Below are 15,407 nucleotides of genomic sequence, written 5' to 3' on the forward strand. Positions count from 1 at the left end.
GTCGGGACGTTAGTATGTTATGTGTGCTTCGCAGGCACGGAAAACCATCCCGGATTTGATGCTATGAGAGCAGCCGCGGCGGCAGCCAAAGAGACACCATCCGCCCCCGGCGCCGACGATGCGGCGGCGCTGAAGAAGCTGGCGAAGCAGGCGGGCGAAGCCGCGCAACTCCTGAAAATGCTCGCCAACGAAAAGCGCCTGCTGATCCTCTGTTTTCTCGCCGTGCGCGGTGAGATGACGGTCGGGGAACTCGTCGGCATCGTCAAGCTGAGCCAGTCCGCATTGTCGCAGCATCTGGCGAAATTGCGCGCCGATGGCCTGGTCGAATTCCGGCGGACGTCGCAGACGCTGCATTATCGGGTTGCCGACGAGCGCGCGTTGCGCCTGCTGCAGGTGCTGAAAGAGATTTATTGCGGCGAACTGAAGTGACGCTTGCGGCGTTTCAGGCCCACAACGATTTTCAGGCGAGGCGGCAATGGCCGAATATGTGGTGGAATTCGGCAAGGATGGCCGGCCGGTCGAACCGGACGGCCGGCTCGATGCGGCGGCGTTCCACCGCAACCATGCGCCGATCTGGGCGGTGCTGCAGAGATTCCTCGCCGGCAAGTCCGGTGACGTCGTGGAGGCCGGCAGCGGCACCGGCCAGCATGTCGTTCATTTTGCAAAACACACCCCCGGCATCACCTGGTGGCCGAGCGATCTCAACGACGCGCACCTGAAAAGCATCGAAGCGTGGCGCGCGCATGCCGGACTGCCGAACATTCGTCCGCCGCAGCGGATCGATCTCACCGATCCCGCATGGTCTTTGTCCATGCAAGCCGGCGGCGGTCCTGCCGAATTGCTGGCGGTGTTCTGCGCCAACGTGATCCACATCGCACCCTGGCGCGTCGCCGAGGGCCTGTTCGCCGGCGCGGGGCGATATCTGCGCGCTGACGGTCGGTTGTTTCTTTACGGCCCCTTCAAGCGCGACGGCAAGCACACCGCGATGAGCAATGCCGTGTTCGACACCAGCCTTCGCCAGCAGGCCGCCGAATGGGGTGTGCGCGATATCGCCGATGTCGAGAAGCTCGCTGCGACGGTCGGCCTTGTACTGGTCGAAACCGTGCCAATGCCTGCCAACAACCTGATTCTGGTCTTCGGGCGAACGGCCACGTCGGCGTAAGCGACTTTCGGTACGTCAATTGTAGGCGAGGCACCATCCCTGACCGCGAAGCCAGCAGCGCTCGTCGGGAACGTCCTGCTCTCGGTACAGTCGTGTGACCTTTTGCCAGCCGCCACGGGTAAAGGCTTCGGCAAGCGCTTGTTCGGACGCCTCGTCGCGGCTGCCGGCGCAGGGAAAGATCGCAACTGGCGAGATCCAGTATGCAAGATAGTCCGCGCCCCTTCGCTCAATTCGGAACACCGCGCCGGCGCTCGCCGTGCGCTCCGGCGCGATGCCGCCAAATCCCTCATCCGACGTCATCGGCATGATCAGGCGGCCGCCATCGGCGAGGTCGTCGAGCCAGCGTGTGGCAGGCCGTGTGCAGCCGGCATTGACATAGATGACATCGGCGTCATCGAACGGCACCTGCGTGCCGTCGCCCTCGATCACGGCGACATTTGCGTATAGAGCGAGGTTGGCTTTGGCTCGCGCGGCGAGAGCCCCATCATACTCGATTGCCGTCACCCGTCCCGACGGCCCGACGAGATGCGCCAGGATCGCGGTGTAATAGCCAGTGCCCGTTCCAACATGCACCACGTGTTCGCCTGCGGCGGGTGAGGCCTGGTGAATGAGATAGGCGTGCAACGACGGTTGCCCGTTGTTGAGGCCACGCTCGGGCACGAGCGCGACCAGATCGTCGGTATAGAGATAGAGGGGATCGGCGTCGGGTGTCGAAACATAGTCACGTAGCCACCGCCGCACCAGCCACGGTCCGGGGCCGAGAAAATCCTCGCGGGGAATGGCCGCAAACGCCTGCGTGACGCGCGCATCCACCACGTTGGCAGCGGCAAGGACCTGCTTCGCGTAGGCCGCACGGATGATACAGAGTTCGGCTTGCGCGTCCATTTTGCCCTCCATCTCAGGTTATGTTACATAAGATGTGTGATTTGACACACTAACGGGTGTGTTAAATAGCATAACAATCACGGGGAGGCCAGATTGAAGAAGCGGCTCTATCCGGCAGTGCTGGAGCGCGGCCGGCGCGGGGCGCTCGGCGCGTGGTTTCCCGATTTCCCGGGCTGCGTTGCCGGTGGGCGATCGCAGGAAGAGGCGATCGAGAAAGCGGAGGGCGCGCTGGCGCGAGCGGTGGATGGTATGGCAGAGCAGGGCAGGCCGCTGCCGGAGCCGACGCCGATCGAGCAGATCGCGTTGCCCAAGGGGGCCGACGTCGTCGCCTATTTCATCGTCGGGGTCGATCCGCCCGATCCGTCCGAGCGGGTCAACGTCTATTTGCCGAAGAGCCTGATTGCGCGGATCGACAAGCGCGCCACCGAGCTTGGCATGAGCCGCTCCAGCTTCTTCGGCTTCGCCGCTACGATTGCGCTTGATTGGAGTCCGGGTTTTCCGCACCCCGGCGTCGCGGATCCTCGCTCGAAGGTCCACAAGACGGGTGGAGTGCGAGCCGAAAGGAGATCGGGCAGGAAGCGGCCTTGAAAGGGCGTTTTCGGCAGAGAGAGCGGGTGAGCTACGCTCGCCCTTCTTCGGTCCAACGAAACATTTCCCACGACAGGCATCTTGCGCCCCTCGCATAGCGTGCGCCCGTTTGCGCCGGTTGATCGCGCAGCCTCACCTCTTCATAGTGCCGCGGAATTAATTGATGCGGCTCCCTCCCCGGGGCCTGCCGGGGCGGAATTGCCGATGTTGGATACTACCATTGCTACCGAAGAGATCGCCAATGACGCACGTGCGCGCGCAAATGTGCTGCGGCTCGCCGCGGCGCAGGCGCTGACCGGCGCCAATTCGGCTGTCATCTTCGCCACCGGCTCGATCGTCGGCGCGACGCTGGCGCCAAGCATCTCGCTCGCCACCGTGCCGCTATCGATGTATGTGCTGGGGCTCGCCGCCGGCACGCTGCCGACCGGCGCGATCTCGCGCGCCTATGGCCGCCGCACCGCTTTCATCATCGGCACGTTCTGCGGCGTGCTGACCGGCGCGCTCGCCGCCATCGCCGTCCTGCACGCTTCGTTCTGGCTGTTCTGCGGCGCGACGTTTCTCGGCGGTCTCTACGGCGCGGTAGCGCAGTCCTATCGTTTTGCCGCCGCCGACGGCGCCAGCACCGCGTTCCGGCCGAAGGCGGTGTCGTGGGTGATGGCGGGCGGCGTGTTCGCCGGCGTGCTCGGTCCGCAGCTCGTGCAGTGGACCATGGATATCTGGCCGCCTTATTTGTTTGCGTTCAGCTTCGTGGTGCAGGCCTTCGTCGCGCTGGTGGCGATGGCGGTGCTGTGGGGCGTCGATGCGCCAAAGCCGGCGCCGTCAGATATGCATGGCGGCCGGCCGCTGTTCGAGATCGCGCGGCAGCCGCGCTTCATTGCGGCGGCGCTGTGCGGGGTGATTGCGTACCCCATGATGAATCTCGTGATGACCTCGGCGCCGCTCGCCATGAAGATGTGCGGATTGACCGTCAGCGATTCCAATTTCGGCATTCAGTGGCACATCGTGGCGATGTACGGGCCGAGCTTCTTCACGGGCTCGCTGATCGCGCGCTTCGGCGCGCCAAAGATCGTTGCCGTCGGCCTGCTGCTGGAAGCTGCAGCCGCGGGAATCGGTCTTGCCGGCATCACCGCAATGCATTTCTGGGCGACGCTGATCGTGCTCGGCGTCGGCTGGAATTTTGCTTTTATCGGCGCCTCCGCGCTGGTGCTGGAGACGCATCGGCCGCAGGAACGCAACAAGGTGCAGGCCTTCAACGATTTCCTGGTGTTCGGGATGATGGCGCTCGGCTCGTTCTCGTCCGGCCAGTTGCTGGCGCATTACGGCTGGTCGATGGTAAACATGGTGGTGTTCCCGCCGGTGCTGCTCGGCCTTGCGGTGCTGTCGTTGGCGTCATTCGCAAAGCGCCGGGCGAAGCTGCAGGCGGTCAACGAGATTCCCGGTCCGGGTATCTGATCTTCAATTTGATTGCAGGAGGCCCCATGCCGTCGCGCGCCCGTCTCGATGAGTTCATTGCCGCCGTCGTCTCCGGCGACCACGCCGGCGCGATCGAGCGCTTCTACACCGAAGACGCCAGCATGCAGGAGAACGCGGCGCCGCCGCGGGTCGGCCGCGACGTCCTGGTGGCGCATGAGCGCGCGGTGCTGGAACGGGTCAAGAGCGTGACGTCAACCTGTGTGGCGTCAGTGGTCGAGGGTGATCGCGTCGCGATCAACTGGGTGTTCGAGTTCGTCTATCGTTCCGGCAAGACCGGCCGGTTCGACGAAGTCGCGCTGCAGGAATGGCGCGGCGACAGGGTCTTTCGCGAGCGGTTCTTCTACGACCCGTCGAAGCCGTAGTTGCCACCTGCTGACAGTTCGGTGTCCGTCGAATTGATGGCCCTTGCAGCTTTGTTCGCTGTTGCCGACATGTGCCGGGCAAGCGCGGCAATGACGCGGCAGAAACGAAGAGGCCTCTTTTGGACGCGCTCAACTGCTCCCCTCGCGACGAAACCTCGATCCGCTACGACGGCTGGCGCATCGTCGTCGTCTGTTTTCTGCTGGCGACGTTCGGCTGGGGGCTCGGCTTCTATGGCCAGAGCGTCTATGTCGCCGAACTGCAGCGGCTGCACGGCTGGCCGGCATCGCTGATCTCATCCGGCACGACGTTCTTCTATCTGTTCGGCGCCGCGCTGGTCGCGTTCGTCAGCGAAGCCATCAAGGCGTTCGGCCCGCGCAATTGCCTGGTCGCGGGAACGTTGGCGATGGCGGCGGCGGCGATCTCGATCGGGCAGGTGCGCGAGCCCTGGCAGCTTTACCTCGCCAACGCCGTGCTGGCGTTCGGCTGGGCCGGCACCAGCCTCGGCATCATCACCAATACGCTGGGCCTCTGGTTCGACAAGAAGCGCGGCATGGCGATCAGCCTGGCGCTGAACGGCGCGAGTTTTGGCGGCATCGCCGGCGTGCCGCTGCTGATCATGGCGATCGGCTATTTCGGCTTTTCCGGCGCGATGACTGCGTCGGCGGTCGTGATGGTCGCGGTGATGGTTCCGGTGATCCTGCTGTCCGTCGGACGGCCGCCGGTCCCTGCAAGCGTCGGTGAGATCGAAGCCGCTGATGCGCCGTCGCCGACGCAAATTCGCGCGCGGGCGTTTCGCGATATCAGCTTCCTCTCGGTGTCAGCGGCGTTCGCGCTGGTGCTGTTTGCGCAGGTCGGCTTCATCGTGCACCTGATCGCGTTTCTGGATTCGGTGATCGGGCGGCAGCAGGCGGCGATTGCGGTGGCGCTATTGACGGCGATGGCGGTGGTCGGCCGCGTGCTGTTTTCGTTCGTGATCGACCGGATGAACCAGCGGCTGGCATCCTCGCTCTCCTTCGTCAGCCAGGCGGTCGCGCTCCTTGTCGTGATCAATGTCCACAATGATTACGCGCTGATGGCCGCCTGCGCGCTGTTCGGCTTCTCGGTCGGCAATCTGATTACGCTGCCGGCGCTGATCGTGCAGCGCGAGTTCGAACCGCGTTCGTTCGGCGTGCTGGTCAGCCTGATCACGGCGATCAACCAGATCACCTACGCATTTGGGCCCGGCGTGGTCGGCCTGCTGCGCGATCTGTCGGGAAGCTATACGCTGCCGTTCTATGGCTGTATCGCGGTGGAACTGACGGCGGCGGCGCTGATCATGATTCGGGGGCGCGGAAAAAGCGCGTAGCCGGAATTTCGCTGCGCTTCATCCGGGCTACAAAACTACGCTTCCCGCTGCCGCAGCAAATCCTCAAGATCCAACCGTTTCGTGAACATCGCCAGCGATCCGTCCTCCGCGCGCGGCCATTCCTCCTGCGGCCGGTCGCGGTAGAGTTCGACGCCGTTCTGGTCGGGATCGCGCAAATAGAGCGCCTCGCTGACGCCGTGGTCGCTGGCGCCATCAAGTTCGATGCCGGCCTCGATCACGCGATACAGCGCATCCGCCAGCGCCGGGCGCGTGGGATAGAGAATGGCGGTGTGAAACAGCCCGGTGGTGCCAGGCGGAGGCGGATGGCCGCCTTTGCTTTCCCAGGTGTTGAGCCCGATGTGATGGTGATAGCCGCCGGCCGAAATGAATGCGGCACCGGAGCCCATGCGCTGCATCACCTCAAAGCCGAGCACGCCGCAATAGAAGGCGAGCGCGCGTTCGAGATCGGCGACCTTGAGATGGACATGCCCGATCCGGGTGCCGGAATTGATGGGTGGGGTTGGGGGCATGGGTTTTTCCTTCGAGCGGCTGGCGTGCCCCGGATGCGGCGCAGCGCGAAAGCGGTGCGCTGCTAAGCCGGGGCCTGGTTGGAGCTGGCATGGGTCCCGGCTCTGCAGTGCACCGCTGAAGAAGCGCTGCACTGCGTCCGGGACACGTAGTCACGGACTGCAATCACGCAAGATCGGACACCTCTCCATCCGGCAATCCGAACTCGAACGTGTTCAGCGTCATCGACACCATGGTGTAGTAGCCGCACAGCCCGATCACCTCGACGATCCCGCGTTCGGTGAGCACCTTCACGGCTTCATCATACAGCGCCTGCGACACGCCGTGACCCTCATGCAGCGATTTGGCGACGTCGTAGATCATCCTGCCCTTGGGGTCATCGAACACAGGCGTGCGGCGGTCGCGGATGTCCTCGATGATCTTCGGATCCATGCCGCCTTTCAACGCCAGTCGTTTGTGCGCGAACCATTCGTAATGCGAGGTCCAGTGCCGCGCGGTGACGAGGATTGCGATATCGGAAAGCTTTGCGGGAAAGATCGTGTTGAATCGCAGTTGCTCGCCGAGCCGCGTGGCGTGCCGCGCCATCTCCGGGCTGTTGAGCCAGGCCATCATCGGCGCGGGCGGGGCGCCGCGCTTGCCTGATATCGCTTCGTCGTAGGTTTCTTTCTGGTCGGTGCTCATTTCGCCAGGCGAAAGCAACTTCAACCGCATGCCCGTTTCCTCTTGTTTTTCAATCGTCACGGCTTTGCGCATACACCCGATCGGGCGTCATGACTACCGTCGGCACCGCATGGGCTGACATCAGACATATATTGAATTCCACCACGCGAGGGCTAAGGTCAGCTCCAACATCCCACATGGAAACGCCATCATGTCCGATCTGGAAACATTCCGCCGTGAAACCCGCGCCTGGCTGGAGGCCAATTGCCCGCCGGAGATGCGCCGTCCGATGACTTCGGAGAACGACACGTATTGGGGTGGGCGTAACGCAAAATTCTCGTCCGAGCCGCAGCGCATCTGGTTCGAGCGGATGCGCGACAAGGGCTGGACCGTGCCCGACTGGCCGAAGGAATATGGCGGCGGAGGGCTCGCGCCTGCGGAGCACAAGGTGCTGCGCGAGGAGATGGCGGTGATGGGCGCGCGCTCGCCGCTGTCTAGTTTTGGCATCTGGATGCTCGGGCCGGCGCTCTTGAAGTACGGCAACGAGGCGCAGAAGAAGGAGCATCTGCCAAAAATCGCCGCGGGCCTGATCCGCTGGTGCCAGGGCTATTCCGAGCCGAACGCCGGATCGGACCTCGCCTCGCTGCAGACCCGCGCCGAGAGCGATGGCGACGACTACATCATCAACGGCCAGAAGATATGGACGTCATACGCGAACTACGCCGACTGGATCTTCTGCCTGGTGCGCACCGATCCCACGGCGAAGAAGCATGACGGCATCAGTTTTATTCTGTTCGACATGGCTTCGAAGGGTGTGTCGACCAAGCCCATTCTCCTGATCTCGGGCTATTCGCCGTTCTGCGAAACCTTCTTCGACAATGTCCGCGTGCCGAAATCGCATGTAGTGGGCACCGTCAACCGCGGCTGGGATGTCGCGAAATACCTGCTGCAGCATGAGCGCGCGATGATCTCGGGGATGGGTGAGCGCGGCGTCGGCCGGCCGCTCGGCCAGGTCGCGGCCGATTCCGTCGGCGCCGACGAGCAGGGCCGGCTGGAGGATGCGATGCTGCGCAGCCAGATCTCGACCTTCGAAATCGACGAGGCGGCACTTGGCGCTGCGGCCGAACGCGCGGTCGATCTGGCGAAAGCCGGGCAGTCGCATCCGGCGTTTTCCTCGGCGATGAAATATTATGGCACCGAACTCAACAAGCGCCGCCACGAAATCCTGATGTCGGCGGGCGGCATCGATGCGCTGGAATGGGAAAGCGAGCGCTCCCGAGGCGGCGCCCGCCCGCGCGCCTGGCTGCGCACCAAGGCCAACTCGATCGAAGGCGGCACCAGCGAGGTGATGCTCGGCATCGTCGCCAAGCGCATCCTCGATCTGCCGGGGGCGTGAGCGCGCTCCACGCCGTCATGGCCGGGCTTGTCCCGGCCATCCACGTCTTTCTTGCCAGTGTGGCCAAGACGTGGATGCCCGGGTCAAGCCCGGGCATGACGACTGCCTGAAATCAAGACTAGTCGATCAACGTCAGCATTACCGGAATTCATCAATGGCACTCGTCCTTACCGAAGAACAATCCATGCTGCGCGACAGCGCGCGCGGCCTTATCAGCGACAAGGCGCCGGTGGCGCATCTGCGCAGCTTGCGCGACAGCAAGGACGCCACGGGATTTTCCCGCGACCTCTGGAAAGCGTTTGCCGAGATGGGCTTTTCCGGATTGCTGGTGCCGGAGAATTTCGGCGGCTCTGGACTCGGTTGTGTCGAGGCCGGCGTGGTGATGGAGGAAATCGGCCGCACCCTGATGCCGTCGCCGTTCTTGTCGACCGCGGTGCTGGCGGCCTCCGCGTTGGCGCGCGGCGGCAGCGAGGCGCAGAAATCAGCGCATCTGCCGAAGATCGCCGACGGCTCGCTGCTGGCCGCGCTCGCGATCGATGAAGGCGCAAAGCATCGCCCGCTGCAGACTAAACTGCAGGCCGCGCGTTCCGGCAATGGTTTCATGCTGAACGGCGCCAAGGCCCTTGTTGTCGACGGTCACACCGCCGATCTTCTGATCGTCGCGGCGCGGACCGGCGGTGCGGCCGGTGAGCGCAACGGACTGACGCTGTTCCTGGTCGATCCCAAGGCCAAAGGCGTCGCAGTCGAACGCATCGTGATGGTCGATGCGCATAACGCCGCCAGAATCGAATTCGTCCATGTCGAGGTCGACGCGGACCATGTGCTCGGTGAGGTCGATCAGGGCGGGGCGCTGCTGGAAGGCGTGCTCAATATCGGCCGCGGCGCGGTGGCCTCCGAAATGGTGGGCCTGAGCGAGGAGGTGTTCGGCCGCACCGTCACCTATCTGAAGGAGCGCAAGCAGTTCGGCAAGCTGATCGGTGAATTCCAGGCGCTGCAGCACCGCGCTGCGCAGCTTTACATCGATATCGAAATCACCCGCGCGGCCGTCCTGAAGGCGCTGCAGACGCTTGACGGCGATTTCGAGCACGCCGGTGCCGCTGTCGCAGTTGCAAAGGCCCGCGCCGGAACCACGGCAACGCTGGCGGTGCAGGAGGGCGTGCAGATGCATGGCGGCATGGGCATGACCGACCAGTTCGATATCGGCTTCTTCATGAAGCGCGCGCGGGTGTGCCAGGAATTGTTCGGGGACAGCAATTACCACGCCGACCAACTGGCGCGGATGAAGAGTTATTGAGAGTCAGAGCGCATCACGCGCAGCCGTCTCGCCGTCATTGCGAGCGAAGCGAAGCAATCCATAGCGCCGCTGGTGAGGTATGGATTGCTTCGTCGCTTGCGCTCCTCGCAATGACGGCTGAGGGACTTACTTACCTTATCGGCGGGGCGTACTGGATGCCGCCATTGCTCCAGAGCGAGTTCAGTCCGCGCGGGATCTTCAGCTTCGACCCTTCGCCGACATTGCGCTCGTAGACTTCGCCGTAATTGCCGACATGGCGGATGATGCGGGCGGCCCAGTCCTTGCTCAGGCCGAGGTCTTCGCCGTAGGCGCCCTCGGTGCCGACCAGCCGCATCACATCGGGCTTCTTCGACTTCATCGCCTCGTCGATGTTCTTCGAGGTGATGCCGAGTTCCTCGGCGTTGATCATCGCGTACAGCGTCCACTTCACGAGCATCATCCAGTCGTCGTCGCGCTGACGCACCACGGGTGCGAGCGGCTCCTTGGAGATGACGTCGGGCAGGATGACGTGGTCGCTCGGCTGGATGAGGTTCAAGCGGAGCGCGTAGAGCTGGGAGACGTCGGCGGTGAAGGTGTCGCACTTGCCGGACTCATAGGCCTTGAGCACGTCTTCCAGCTTGGGAAACTTTACCTCGGTGTATTTCATGTTGTTGGCGCGGAAATGGTCGGCGACGTTGAGCACCGTCGTCGTCCCCTCCTGCACGCAAACCTTGCTGTCGTTGAGGTCCAGCGCGGAATCGATGTTGCGCGAGCGCGGCAGCATGAAGCCCTGGCCGTCATAATAGGCGACCGCCGGGAAGTAGAGAGCGTAGTTGCTCTCGCGCGACATACTCCAGGTCGTGTTGCGGGAGAGGATGTCGACCTTGCGGCTCTGCAGCTCCCTGAAGCGTTCGTTGGCGTCGAGGGCCACGAATTTCGCCTTCTTGGGATCATCGAAGATCGCCGCGGCTACGGCGCGGCAGAAATCGACGTCGAAGCCGGTCCAGTCGCCCTTGTCGTCGGGAATCGAGAAGCCGGGCAGGCCCTTGTTGACGCCGCACAGCACGTCGCCGCGGCGGATCGTCCGCTTCAGGGTCTTGGTGTCGTAACGCTCATAGGTGATCGCGATAGCCGCGATCGCGATTGCGACCGCCAGCCCGATGAGGAGGCCGCCTCGGAATGTCCGTAGCATTTTTTCAACTCACAATTTCAGGGAGATGGATCGGCTTGAGAGACCGCGTCGCAATTACAGTTCCGGCTTTTGCCGGATAATCACCTTGGTGCCGACCGGGACACGCTCGTAGAGATCGGCGACGTCGGCGTTGACCAGGCGGAAGCAGCCGGAAGAGACGGCGGTGCCGATGGTGTCAGGCCGATTGGTGCCGTGGATGCGATACACGGTGGTGCCGAGATACATCGCGCGCGCGCCGAGCGGATTGCCGGGCCCACCGGCCATGAAGCGCGGCAGATAGGGCTGGCGCGCGATCATCTCGGGCGGCGGTGTCCAGTCCGGCCACTCCGCCTTGCGCGTGATGTTGACGAGACCCTGCCACTGGAATCCCTCGCGGCCGACGCCGATGCCGTAGCGCAGCGCGCGGCCATTGCCCTGAACCAGATAGAGATGGCGTTCGGCCGTGGCGACGATGATGGTGCCCGGCGCTTCGTTGGTGCGATAGAGCACCGCCGTCTTCCTGAACTGCGGATCGAGTTCGACAGCATCGTCCGCGATCAGCCCCGGCTGGTCGCCGACGTCGGGCTGTCGCGTCTGCGCCTGGCTCTGCGGGGCCGAAAGGACCAGACCGCCTGCAGCGATCACCATCCAGATCAGGTACCGAAATTTCGTCATCGCAGAGCTCTCCTCATGGCGCGTTGGCCAAATCAGCGGAACCATCAAATCTCAGGGCCGGCTTGTTGGCAAGTTTAGGGCGAATGAGGCGGATATCCCACTGAAATGTCTTTCGTTTCCGCAAGCCGCCATATTCATGGGACTGTAGCCCGCCTTATTTCGGCGCGATCCACAGCCGCAGGCAAAACGAAATCAGCGCCACGGTGCCGACGCCGCCGAGCCAGAGCGCGGCGAACCACAGCAGGCGCTGTGTCAACGGGCGCGGGTTTGGCTCCGTCGGCATCAATGATACCCGCTCTCTGGTTTGACCTTGCCGCGAAACACCCAATAGGCCCAGGCGGTATAGCCGAGGATCAACGGGATCAGCGCGGCGACGCCGACCAGCATGAACAGCTGGCTGTTCTGCGGTGCCGCCGCCTGCCAGATCGTAATGCTCTGCGGCACGATATAGGGGTACATGCTGATGCCGAGCCCGGCATAGGACAGCGCGAACAGCGCCAGCGTCAGGAAGAACGGCTGGTAGTCATATTTCCTGGCAAGGCTGCGCAGCAGCAGGGCGGTGACTACAGCAACCGAAATCGGTACCTGTGCCGTCATGAGGACGTTCGGCCAGGCGAACCAGCGCTCGGTGTACTGTATATGGAGGAACGGCGTCGCCATGCTGACCGCGGCGATGGCCCCGAGCATTGCGAGCAACAGGACCCAGCTCAGGTGATAGGCGCGGTCGCGCAACTCGCCTTCCGTCTTCATGACAAGCCATGTCGCGCCTAACAGTGCATAGCCAACCACCAGCGATACACCGGTCAGGATGCTGAACGGCGTCAGCCAGTCCCACCAGCCGCCGGCATAGCTTCGGCCCTCGACATGCACGCCTTGCAGGATGGCGCCGAGTGCGATTCCCTGCGCTAGCGTCGCCAAAAGCGATCCGCCGAAAAAGGCGATGTCCCAGCGGTTACGCTGGGCCGTCGTGCGCCAACGGAATTCGAAGGCGACGCCGCGGAACACCAGGCCGAGCAGCATCACGATCATGGGCGTGTAAAGCGCCGGCATCAGCACCGCATAGGCCAGCGGAAACGCCGCCATCAGCCCGCCGCCGCCGAGCACCAGCCAGGTTTCGTTGCCGTCCCAGACCGGCGCGACACTGTTCATGACGACGTCGCGATCGCGCTTCTCCGGGAAGAGCGGAAACAGGATGCCGAGACCGAGGTCGAAGCCGTCCATCACGACATAGACGAACACCGCAAAGGCGATGATGAAGGCCCAGATGGTTGGGAGGTCGATCGGGATCATTGGGCGGCTCCCTCGGTTACCGCGCCCGCGGCGGGGGTGATGCCGGCCGTGCGGATCGGGACCTCGTGCGACGGTCCCTCTTCGCCGGGATGTGGCGGCGCCGCCATCAGGCGCAGCAGGTAGATCACGCCGGCCGTGAATACAGCGAAATAGACGATGATGAAGGCGATCAGCGAGGAGGCGACCGCCGGCGCTGCCAGCGGCGAGGCCGATTCAACCGTGCGCAGCAATCCGTACACCGTGAACGGCTGGCGTCCGGTCTCGGTGGTGATCCAGCCTGCGAGCACGGCGATGAAGCCCGCGGGAGCCATCGCGACCGCGAATATGTGCAGCAGCCGGGAATCGTAGAGCTTGCCCTGTACGCGCATCAACAGGCTGAACAGGCCGAGCGCCAGCATGAGCAATCCCATGCCGACCATGATCCGGAACGACCAGAATGTGATCGCCACCGGCGGCCAGTTTTCGCGCGGCACGGTGTCGAGGCCGGCCATCGGCGCGTCAGGCGAGTGCTTGAGAATCAGCGAACCCAGCTTCGGCACTTCGATCGCATAATCGACCCTGCCGGCGCTCTGGTTGGGCAGTCCGAACAGGATCAAGGGCGCACCGTCCTTGTGGCTCTGGAAATGGCCTTCCATCGCCATGATCTTCACCGGCTGATGCTCCAGCGTGTTGAGCCCGTGCTGATCGCCGGCGAGTATCTGGATCGGCGCCACCAGCGTCGCCATCCACATCGCCATCGAGAACATCACGCGGGGACCAGCAAGGTGCCGGTCGCGCAGCAGATGCCAGGCGCCGACCGCGCCGACCACCAGCGCCGTGGTCAGATACGCCGCCAGCACCATGTGCACGAGGCGATAGGGGAATGACGGGTTGAAGATCACTTTCAGCCAGTCGGCGGCGATGAACTGCCCGTCGGCATTGACGGCGTGGCCGGCCGGCGTCTGCATCCAGGAATTGGCGGACAAAATCCAGAATGCCGAAATCAGTGTGCCGATCGCGACCATCAGCGTCGCCAGAAAATGCAGTTTTGGACCAACGCGCTGCAGACCGAACAGCATCACGCCGAGGAAGCCGGCTTCAAGGAAGAAAGCGGTCAAAACCTCGTAGGCCATCAGCGGGCCGATCACCGGGCCGGTCTTGTCTGAAAAGGCCGACCAGTTGGTGCCGAACTGGTAGGACATCACGATGCCTGACACCACGCCCATGCCGAAGGCGACGGCAAAGATCTTCAGCCAGTAATTGAACAGGTTGATATAGACCTCGCGCCCGGTCGCGAGCCAGAGCGCTTCGAGCACCGCCAGATAGCTGGCGAGCCCGATCGAGAAGGCAGGGAATATGATGTGGAACGACATCGTGAAGGCAAACTGCGCCCGGGCCAATACGACCGCATCCCAGCCTTCGAACATCGGCACCACCTGTCGCAAATTTCGCCGGGCGCGATCTTTTCGAAAACGGAACTACAGTTTTCGAAAAATTGCGCCCGAACCAGGTGTGCAGCCTACCACGCCCGATGCGACGATTGTACCCGCGCGCCGCGCGGAACAGGCGTGCAAGCCTATGCGTCACCCGATGAGTTTAGTCTCAGTCGCCGAATGATCTCGGCCTGCACGGCGTGCGTCTGATCCTTGCCGGCCAGCGGCGGGCTGCGGATTTTCTTTCCCGCGCGAAGTCGGATGGTGATCACGTAGAGGCTATCCTTGCGACCGCCGCTCTCGACGTCGATGGCCTCGACATCGTCACCGCCGATCGTCTCCACCTCTGTTGTGCCTTTCCATGAAAGCCGTTCGATCCTGATCGCGCCATCGTGGACGATCCAGCATGCACTTATCCGATGCAGATATCTGAGCAGCACGAAGGTGACGATCACGCCGAGCGACCAGACGGCGATCCCGAAGGCGGACAATTTGCCGCTCCCCAGCGCATAGATCAATGGAAGGCTCAGCGTGCCGGCGAGCAGCACGAAGAGAACCTTGAGTCCTCGTACCCTTTTGGGATTGACCGGCTTGCCTAGTCGTATCCCGGCATTGACGGCGTCGAGCGGGTTCTCGGCCGGTTCGGGATCAGGAAGTCGCAGCAGCCGGGCGATTCGGACGGTGGTTTCGTGCACCCGGGTGACGTCTGGCAGAGGAGGTGAGTTGAGCAATTCCCCCGATTCGATCTCGAATATGAGACTGAACTCAATTGATCTGCCGTTGTGCTTTCGCAGATGCATCCCCGATATTTCGTCATCCCTGATCAATCTTCGGTGCAACTTCCCGAAGGGACGTTGTTCGCCAATCAGGATTTCGCCTGATGTAATGATCCAAACGACGTTGCGCTCAAGGAGGGCTGCGCCCAGCAGGAGGCATCCGAATAGCAGCGCAAAGAGAGCGGCGATGCCAAGCCAATGATCGCCCGCCAGGTGAGCTAGGCCAGGCAGGGCAATCAAACACAGAAGCAGAGCAGCGCCTGCGAGAGCGAGCCGCTCGTTGAGCGACGTGCCCTTGCGTAGCCTGACTTCATTCTCGTTAGCGGCAGCATCCATCGACAGCGGCAAGCATCACGACTGGCCCGGGCACGTCAAGCGATAAACTGTGCGGCCGTAGTGCGACCAGCCTG

The 15,407-nt window shown here is 63.2% G+C and carries 17 protein-coding genes; 8 read left to right on the forward strand and 9 right to left on the reverse strand.

Features of this window, described 5'->3' with window-relative positions; genetic code table 11:
- The first annotated feature begins 63 nt into the window (after positions 1-63).
- Both V1279_RS00205 and V1279_RS00210 read left to right on the forward strand, forming a co-directional pair.
- Positions 64-429 carry an ArsR/SmtB family transcription factor gene (locus tag V1279_RS00205; RefSeq protein WP_334431436.1) on the forward strand — a complete coding sequence of 122 codons (366 nt, stop codon included), beginning with the start codon at positions 64-66 and terminating at the stop codon, positions 427-429.
- A gap of 46 nt (positions 430-475) precedes the next feature.
- A complete protein-coding gene (locus tag V1279_RS00210) occupies positions 476-1,162 on the forward strand; it encodes a DUF938 domain-containing protein (protein ID WP_334431437.1) in 687 nt (228 codons plus the stop codon).
- A 15-nt stretch (positions 1,163-1,177) separates the two neighbouring features.
- Here V1279_RS00210 and V1279_RS00215 read toward each other — a convergent pair whose 3' ends face one another.
- The gene (locus tag V1279_RS00215) at positions 1,178-2,047 is read right to left on the reverse strand and encodes a protein-L-isoaspartate O-methyltransferase family protein (protein ID WP_334431438.1); all 870 of its coding nucleotides are present in this window, start codon (positions 2,045-2,047) and stop codon (positions 1,178-1,180) included.
- A gap of 93 nt (positions 2,048-2,140) precedes the next feature.
- On the opposite strand from V1279_RS00215, the gene V1279_RS00220 reads away from it, so the two are divergent.
- From V1279_RS00220 to V1279_RS00235, 4 genes are all read left to right on the forward strand, one after another.
- Positions 2,141-2,635, forward strand: a complete 495-nt coding sequence (locus tag V1279_RS00220) for a type II toxin-antitoxin system HicB family antitoxin (RefSeq protein ID WP_334431439.1) — start codon at positions 2,141-2,143, stop codon at positions 2,633-2,635.
- A gap of 204 nt (positions 2,636-2,839) precedes the next feature.
- Entirely contained in the window at positions 2,840-4,087 is a 1,248-nt protein-coding gene (locus V1279_RS00225) for an MFS transporter (RefSeq protein ID WP_334431440.1), read from the forward strand.
- Positions 4,088-4,113: 26 nt separating this feature from the next.
- On the forward strand, positions 4,114-4,470 hold the full coding sequence (locus V1279_RS00230) for a nuclear transport factor 2 family protein (protein WP_334431441.1): 357 nt from the start codon (positions 4,114-4,116) through the stop codon (positions 4,468-4,470).
- A gap of 119 nt (positions 4,471-4,589) precedes the next feature.
- The gene (locus V1279_RS00235; protein ID WP_334431442.1) at positions 4,590-5,816 is read left to right on the forward strand and encodes an MFS transporter; all 1,227 of its coding nucleotides are present in this window, start codon (positions 4,590-4,592) and stop codon (positions 5,814-5,816) included.
- Between the two features lie 35 nt (positions 5,817-5,851).
- On the opposite strand, the gene V1279_RS00240 is transcribed toward V1279_RS00235, so the two are convergent.
- Positions 5,852-6,346: a VOC family protein gene (locus tag V1279_RS00240; protein WP_334431443.1), complete on the reverse strand. Its 495-nt coding sequence runs from the start codon at positions 6,344-6,346 to the stop codon at positions 5,852-5,854.
- 163 nt (positions 6,347-6,509) lie between these two features.
- Positions 6,510-7,055 carry a carboxymuconolactone decarboxylase family protein gene (locus V1279_RS00245; protein WP_334431444.1) on the reverse strand — a complete coding sequence of 182 codons (546 nt, stop codon included), beginning with the start codon at positions 7,053-7,055 and terminating at the stop codon, positions 6,510-6,512.
- Positions 7,056-7,215: 160 nt separating this feature from the next.
- Between V1279_RS00245 and V1279_RS00250 the strand changes: the two genes are divergently transcribed.
- Both V1279_RS00250 and V1279_RS00255 read left to right on the forward strand, forming a co-directional pair.
- On the forward strand, positions 7,216-8,400 hold the full coding sequence (locus tag V1279_RS00250; protein WP_334431445.1) for an acyl-CoA dehydrogenase family protein: 1,185 nt from the start codon (positions 7,216-7,218) through the stop codon (positions 8,398-8,400).
- A 154-nt stretch (positions 8,401-8,554) separates the two neighbouring features.
- Positions 8,555-9,694: an acyl-CoA dehydrogenase family protein gene (locus V1279_RS00255; RefSeq protein WP_334431446.1), complete on the forward strand. Its 1,140-nt coding sequence runs from the start codon at positions 8,555-8,557 to the stop codon at positions 9,692-9,694.
- A 130-nt stretch (positions 9,695-9,824) separates the two neighbouring features.
- On the opposite strand, the gene V1279_RS00260 is transcribed toward V1279_RS00255, so the two are convergent.
- From V1279_RS00260 to V1279_RS00285, 6 genes are all read right to left on the reverse strand, one after another.
- Complete coding sequence (locus tag V1279_RS00260; protein WP_334431447.1) at positions 9,825-10,865, reverse strand: amino acid ABC transporter substrate-binding protein; 1,041 nt, start codon at positions 10,863-10,865, stop codon at positions 9,825-9,827.
- A 54-nt stretch (positions 10,866-10,919) separates the two neighbouring features.
- Positions 10,920-11,519, reverse strand: coding sequence for a L,D-transpeptidase (locus V1279_RS00265; RefSeq protein WP_334431448.1), 600 nt, complete (start codon positions 11,517-11,519; stop codon positions 10,920-10,922).
- A gap of 154 nt (positions 11,520-11,673) precedes the next feature.
- Positions 11,674-11,802, reverse strand: a complete 129-nt coding sequence (locus V1279_RS00270) for a DUF2474 domain-containing protein (protein WP_334431449.1) — start codon at positions 11,800-11,802, stop codon at positions 11,674-11,676.
- A complete protein-coding gene (gene cydB / locus V1279_RS00275; RefSeq protein WP_334431450.1) occupies positions 11,802-12,809 on the reverse strand; it encodes a cytochrome d ubiquinol oxidase subunit II in 1,008 nt (335 codons plus the stop codon). The genes V1279_RS00270 and cydB overlap by 1 nt, the downstream gene beginning before the upstream one ends.
- Complete coding sequence (locus V1279_RS00280) at positions 12,806-14,215, reverse strand: cytochrome ubiquinol oxidase subunit I (protein ID WP_334431451.1); 1,410 nt, start codon at positions 14,213-14,215, stop codon at positions 12,806-12,808. Before V1279_RS00280 ends, cydB begins: the two co-directional genes overlap by 4 nt.
- A gap of 149 nt (positions 14,216-14,364) precedes the next feature.
- Positions 14,365-15,345 carry a hypothetical protein gene (locus tag V1279_RS00285; protein ID WP_334431452.1) on the reverse strand — a complete coding sequence of 327 codons (981 nt, stop codon included), beginning with the start codon at positions 15,343-15,345 and terminating at the stop codon, positions 14,365-14,367.
- Positions 15,346-15,407: the final 62 nt, after the last annotated feature.

Origin of the sequence: Bradyrhizobium sp. AZCC 1610 (assembly GCF_036924515.1) — a bacterium.
Taxonomy (GTDB): domain Bacteria; phylum Pseudomonadota; class Alphaproteobacteria; order Rhizobiales; family Xanthobacteraceae; genus Bradyrhizobium.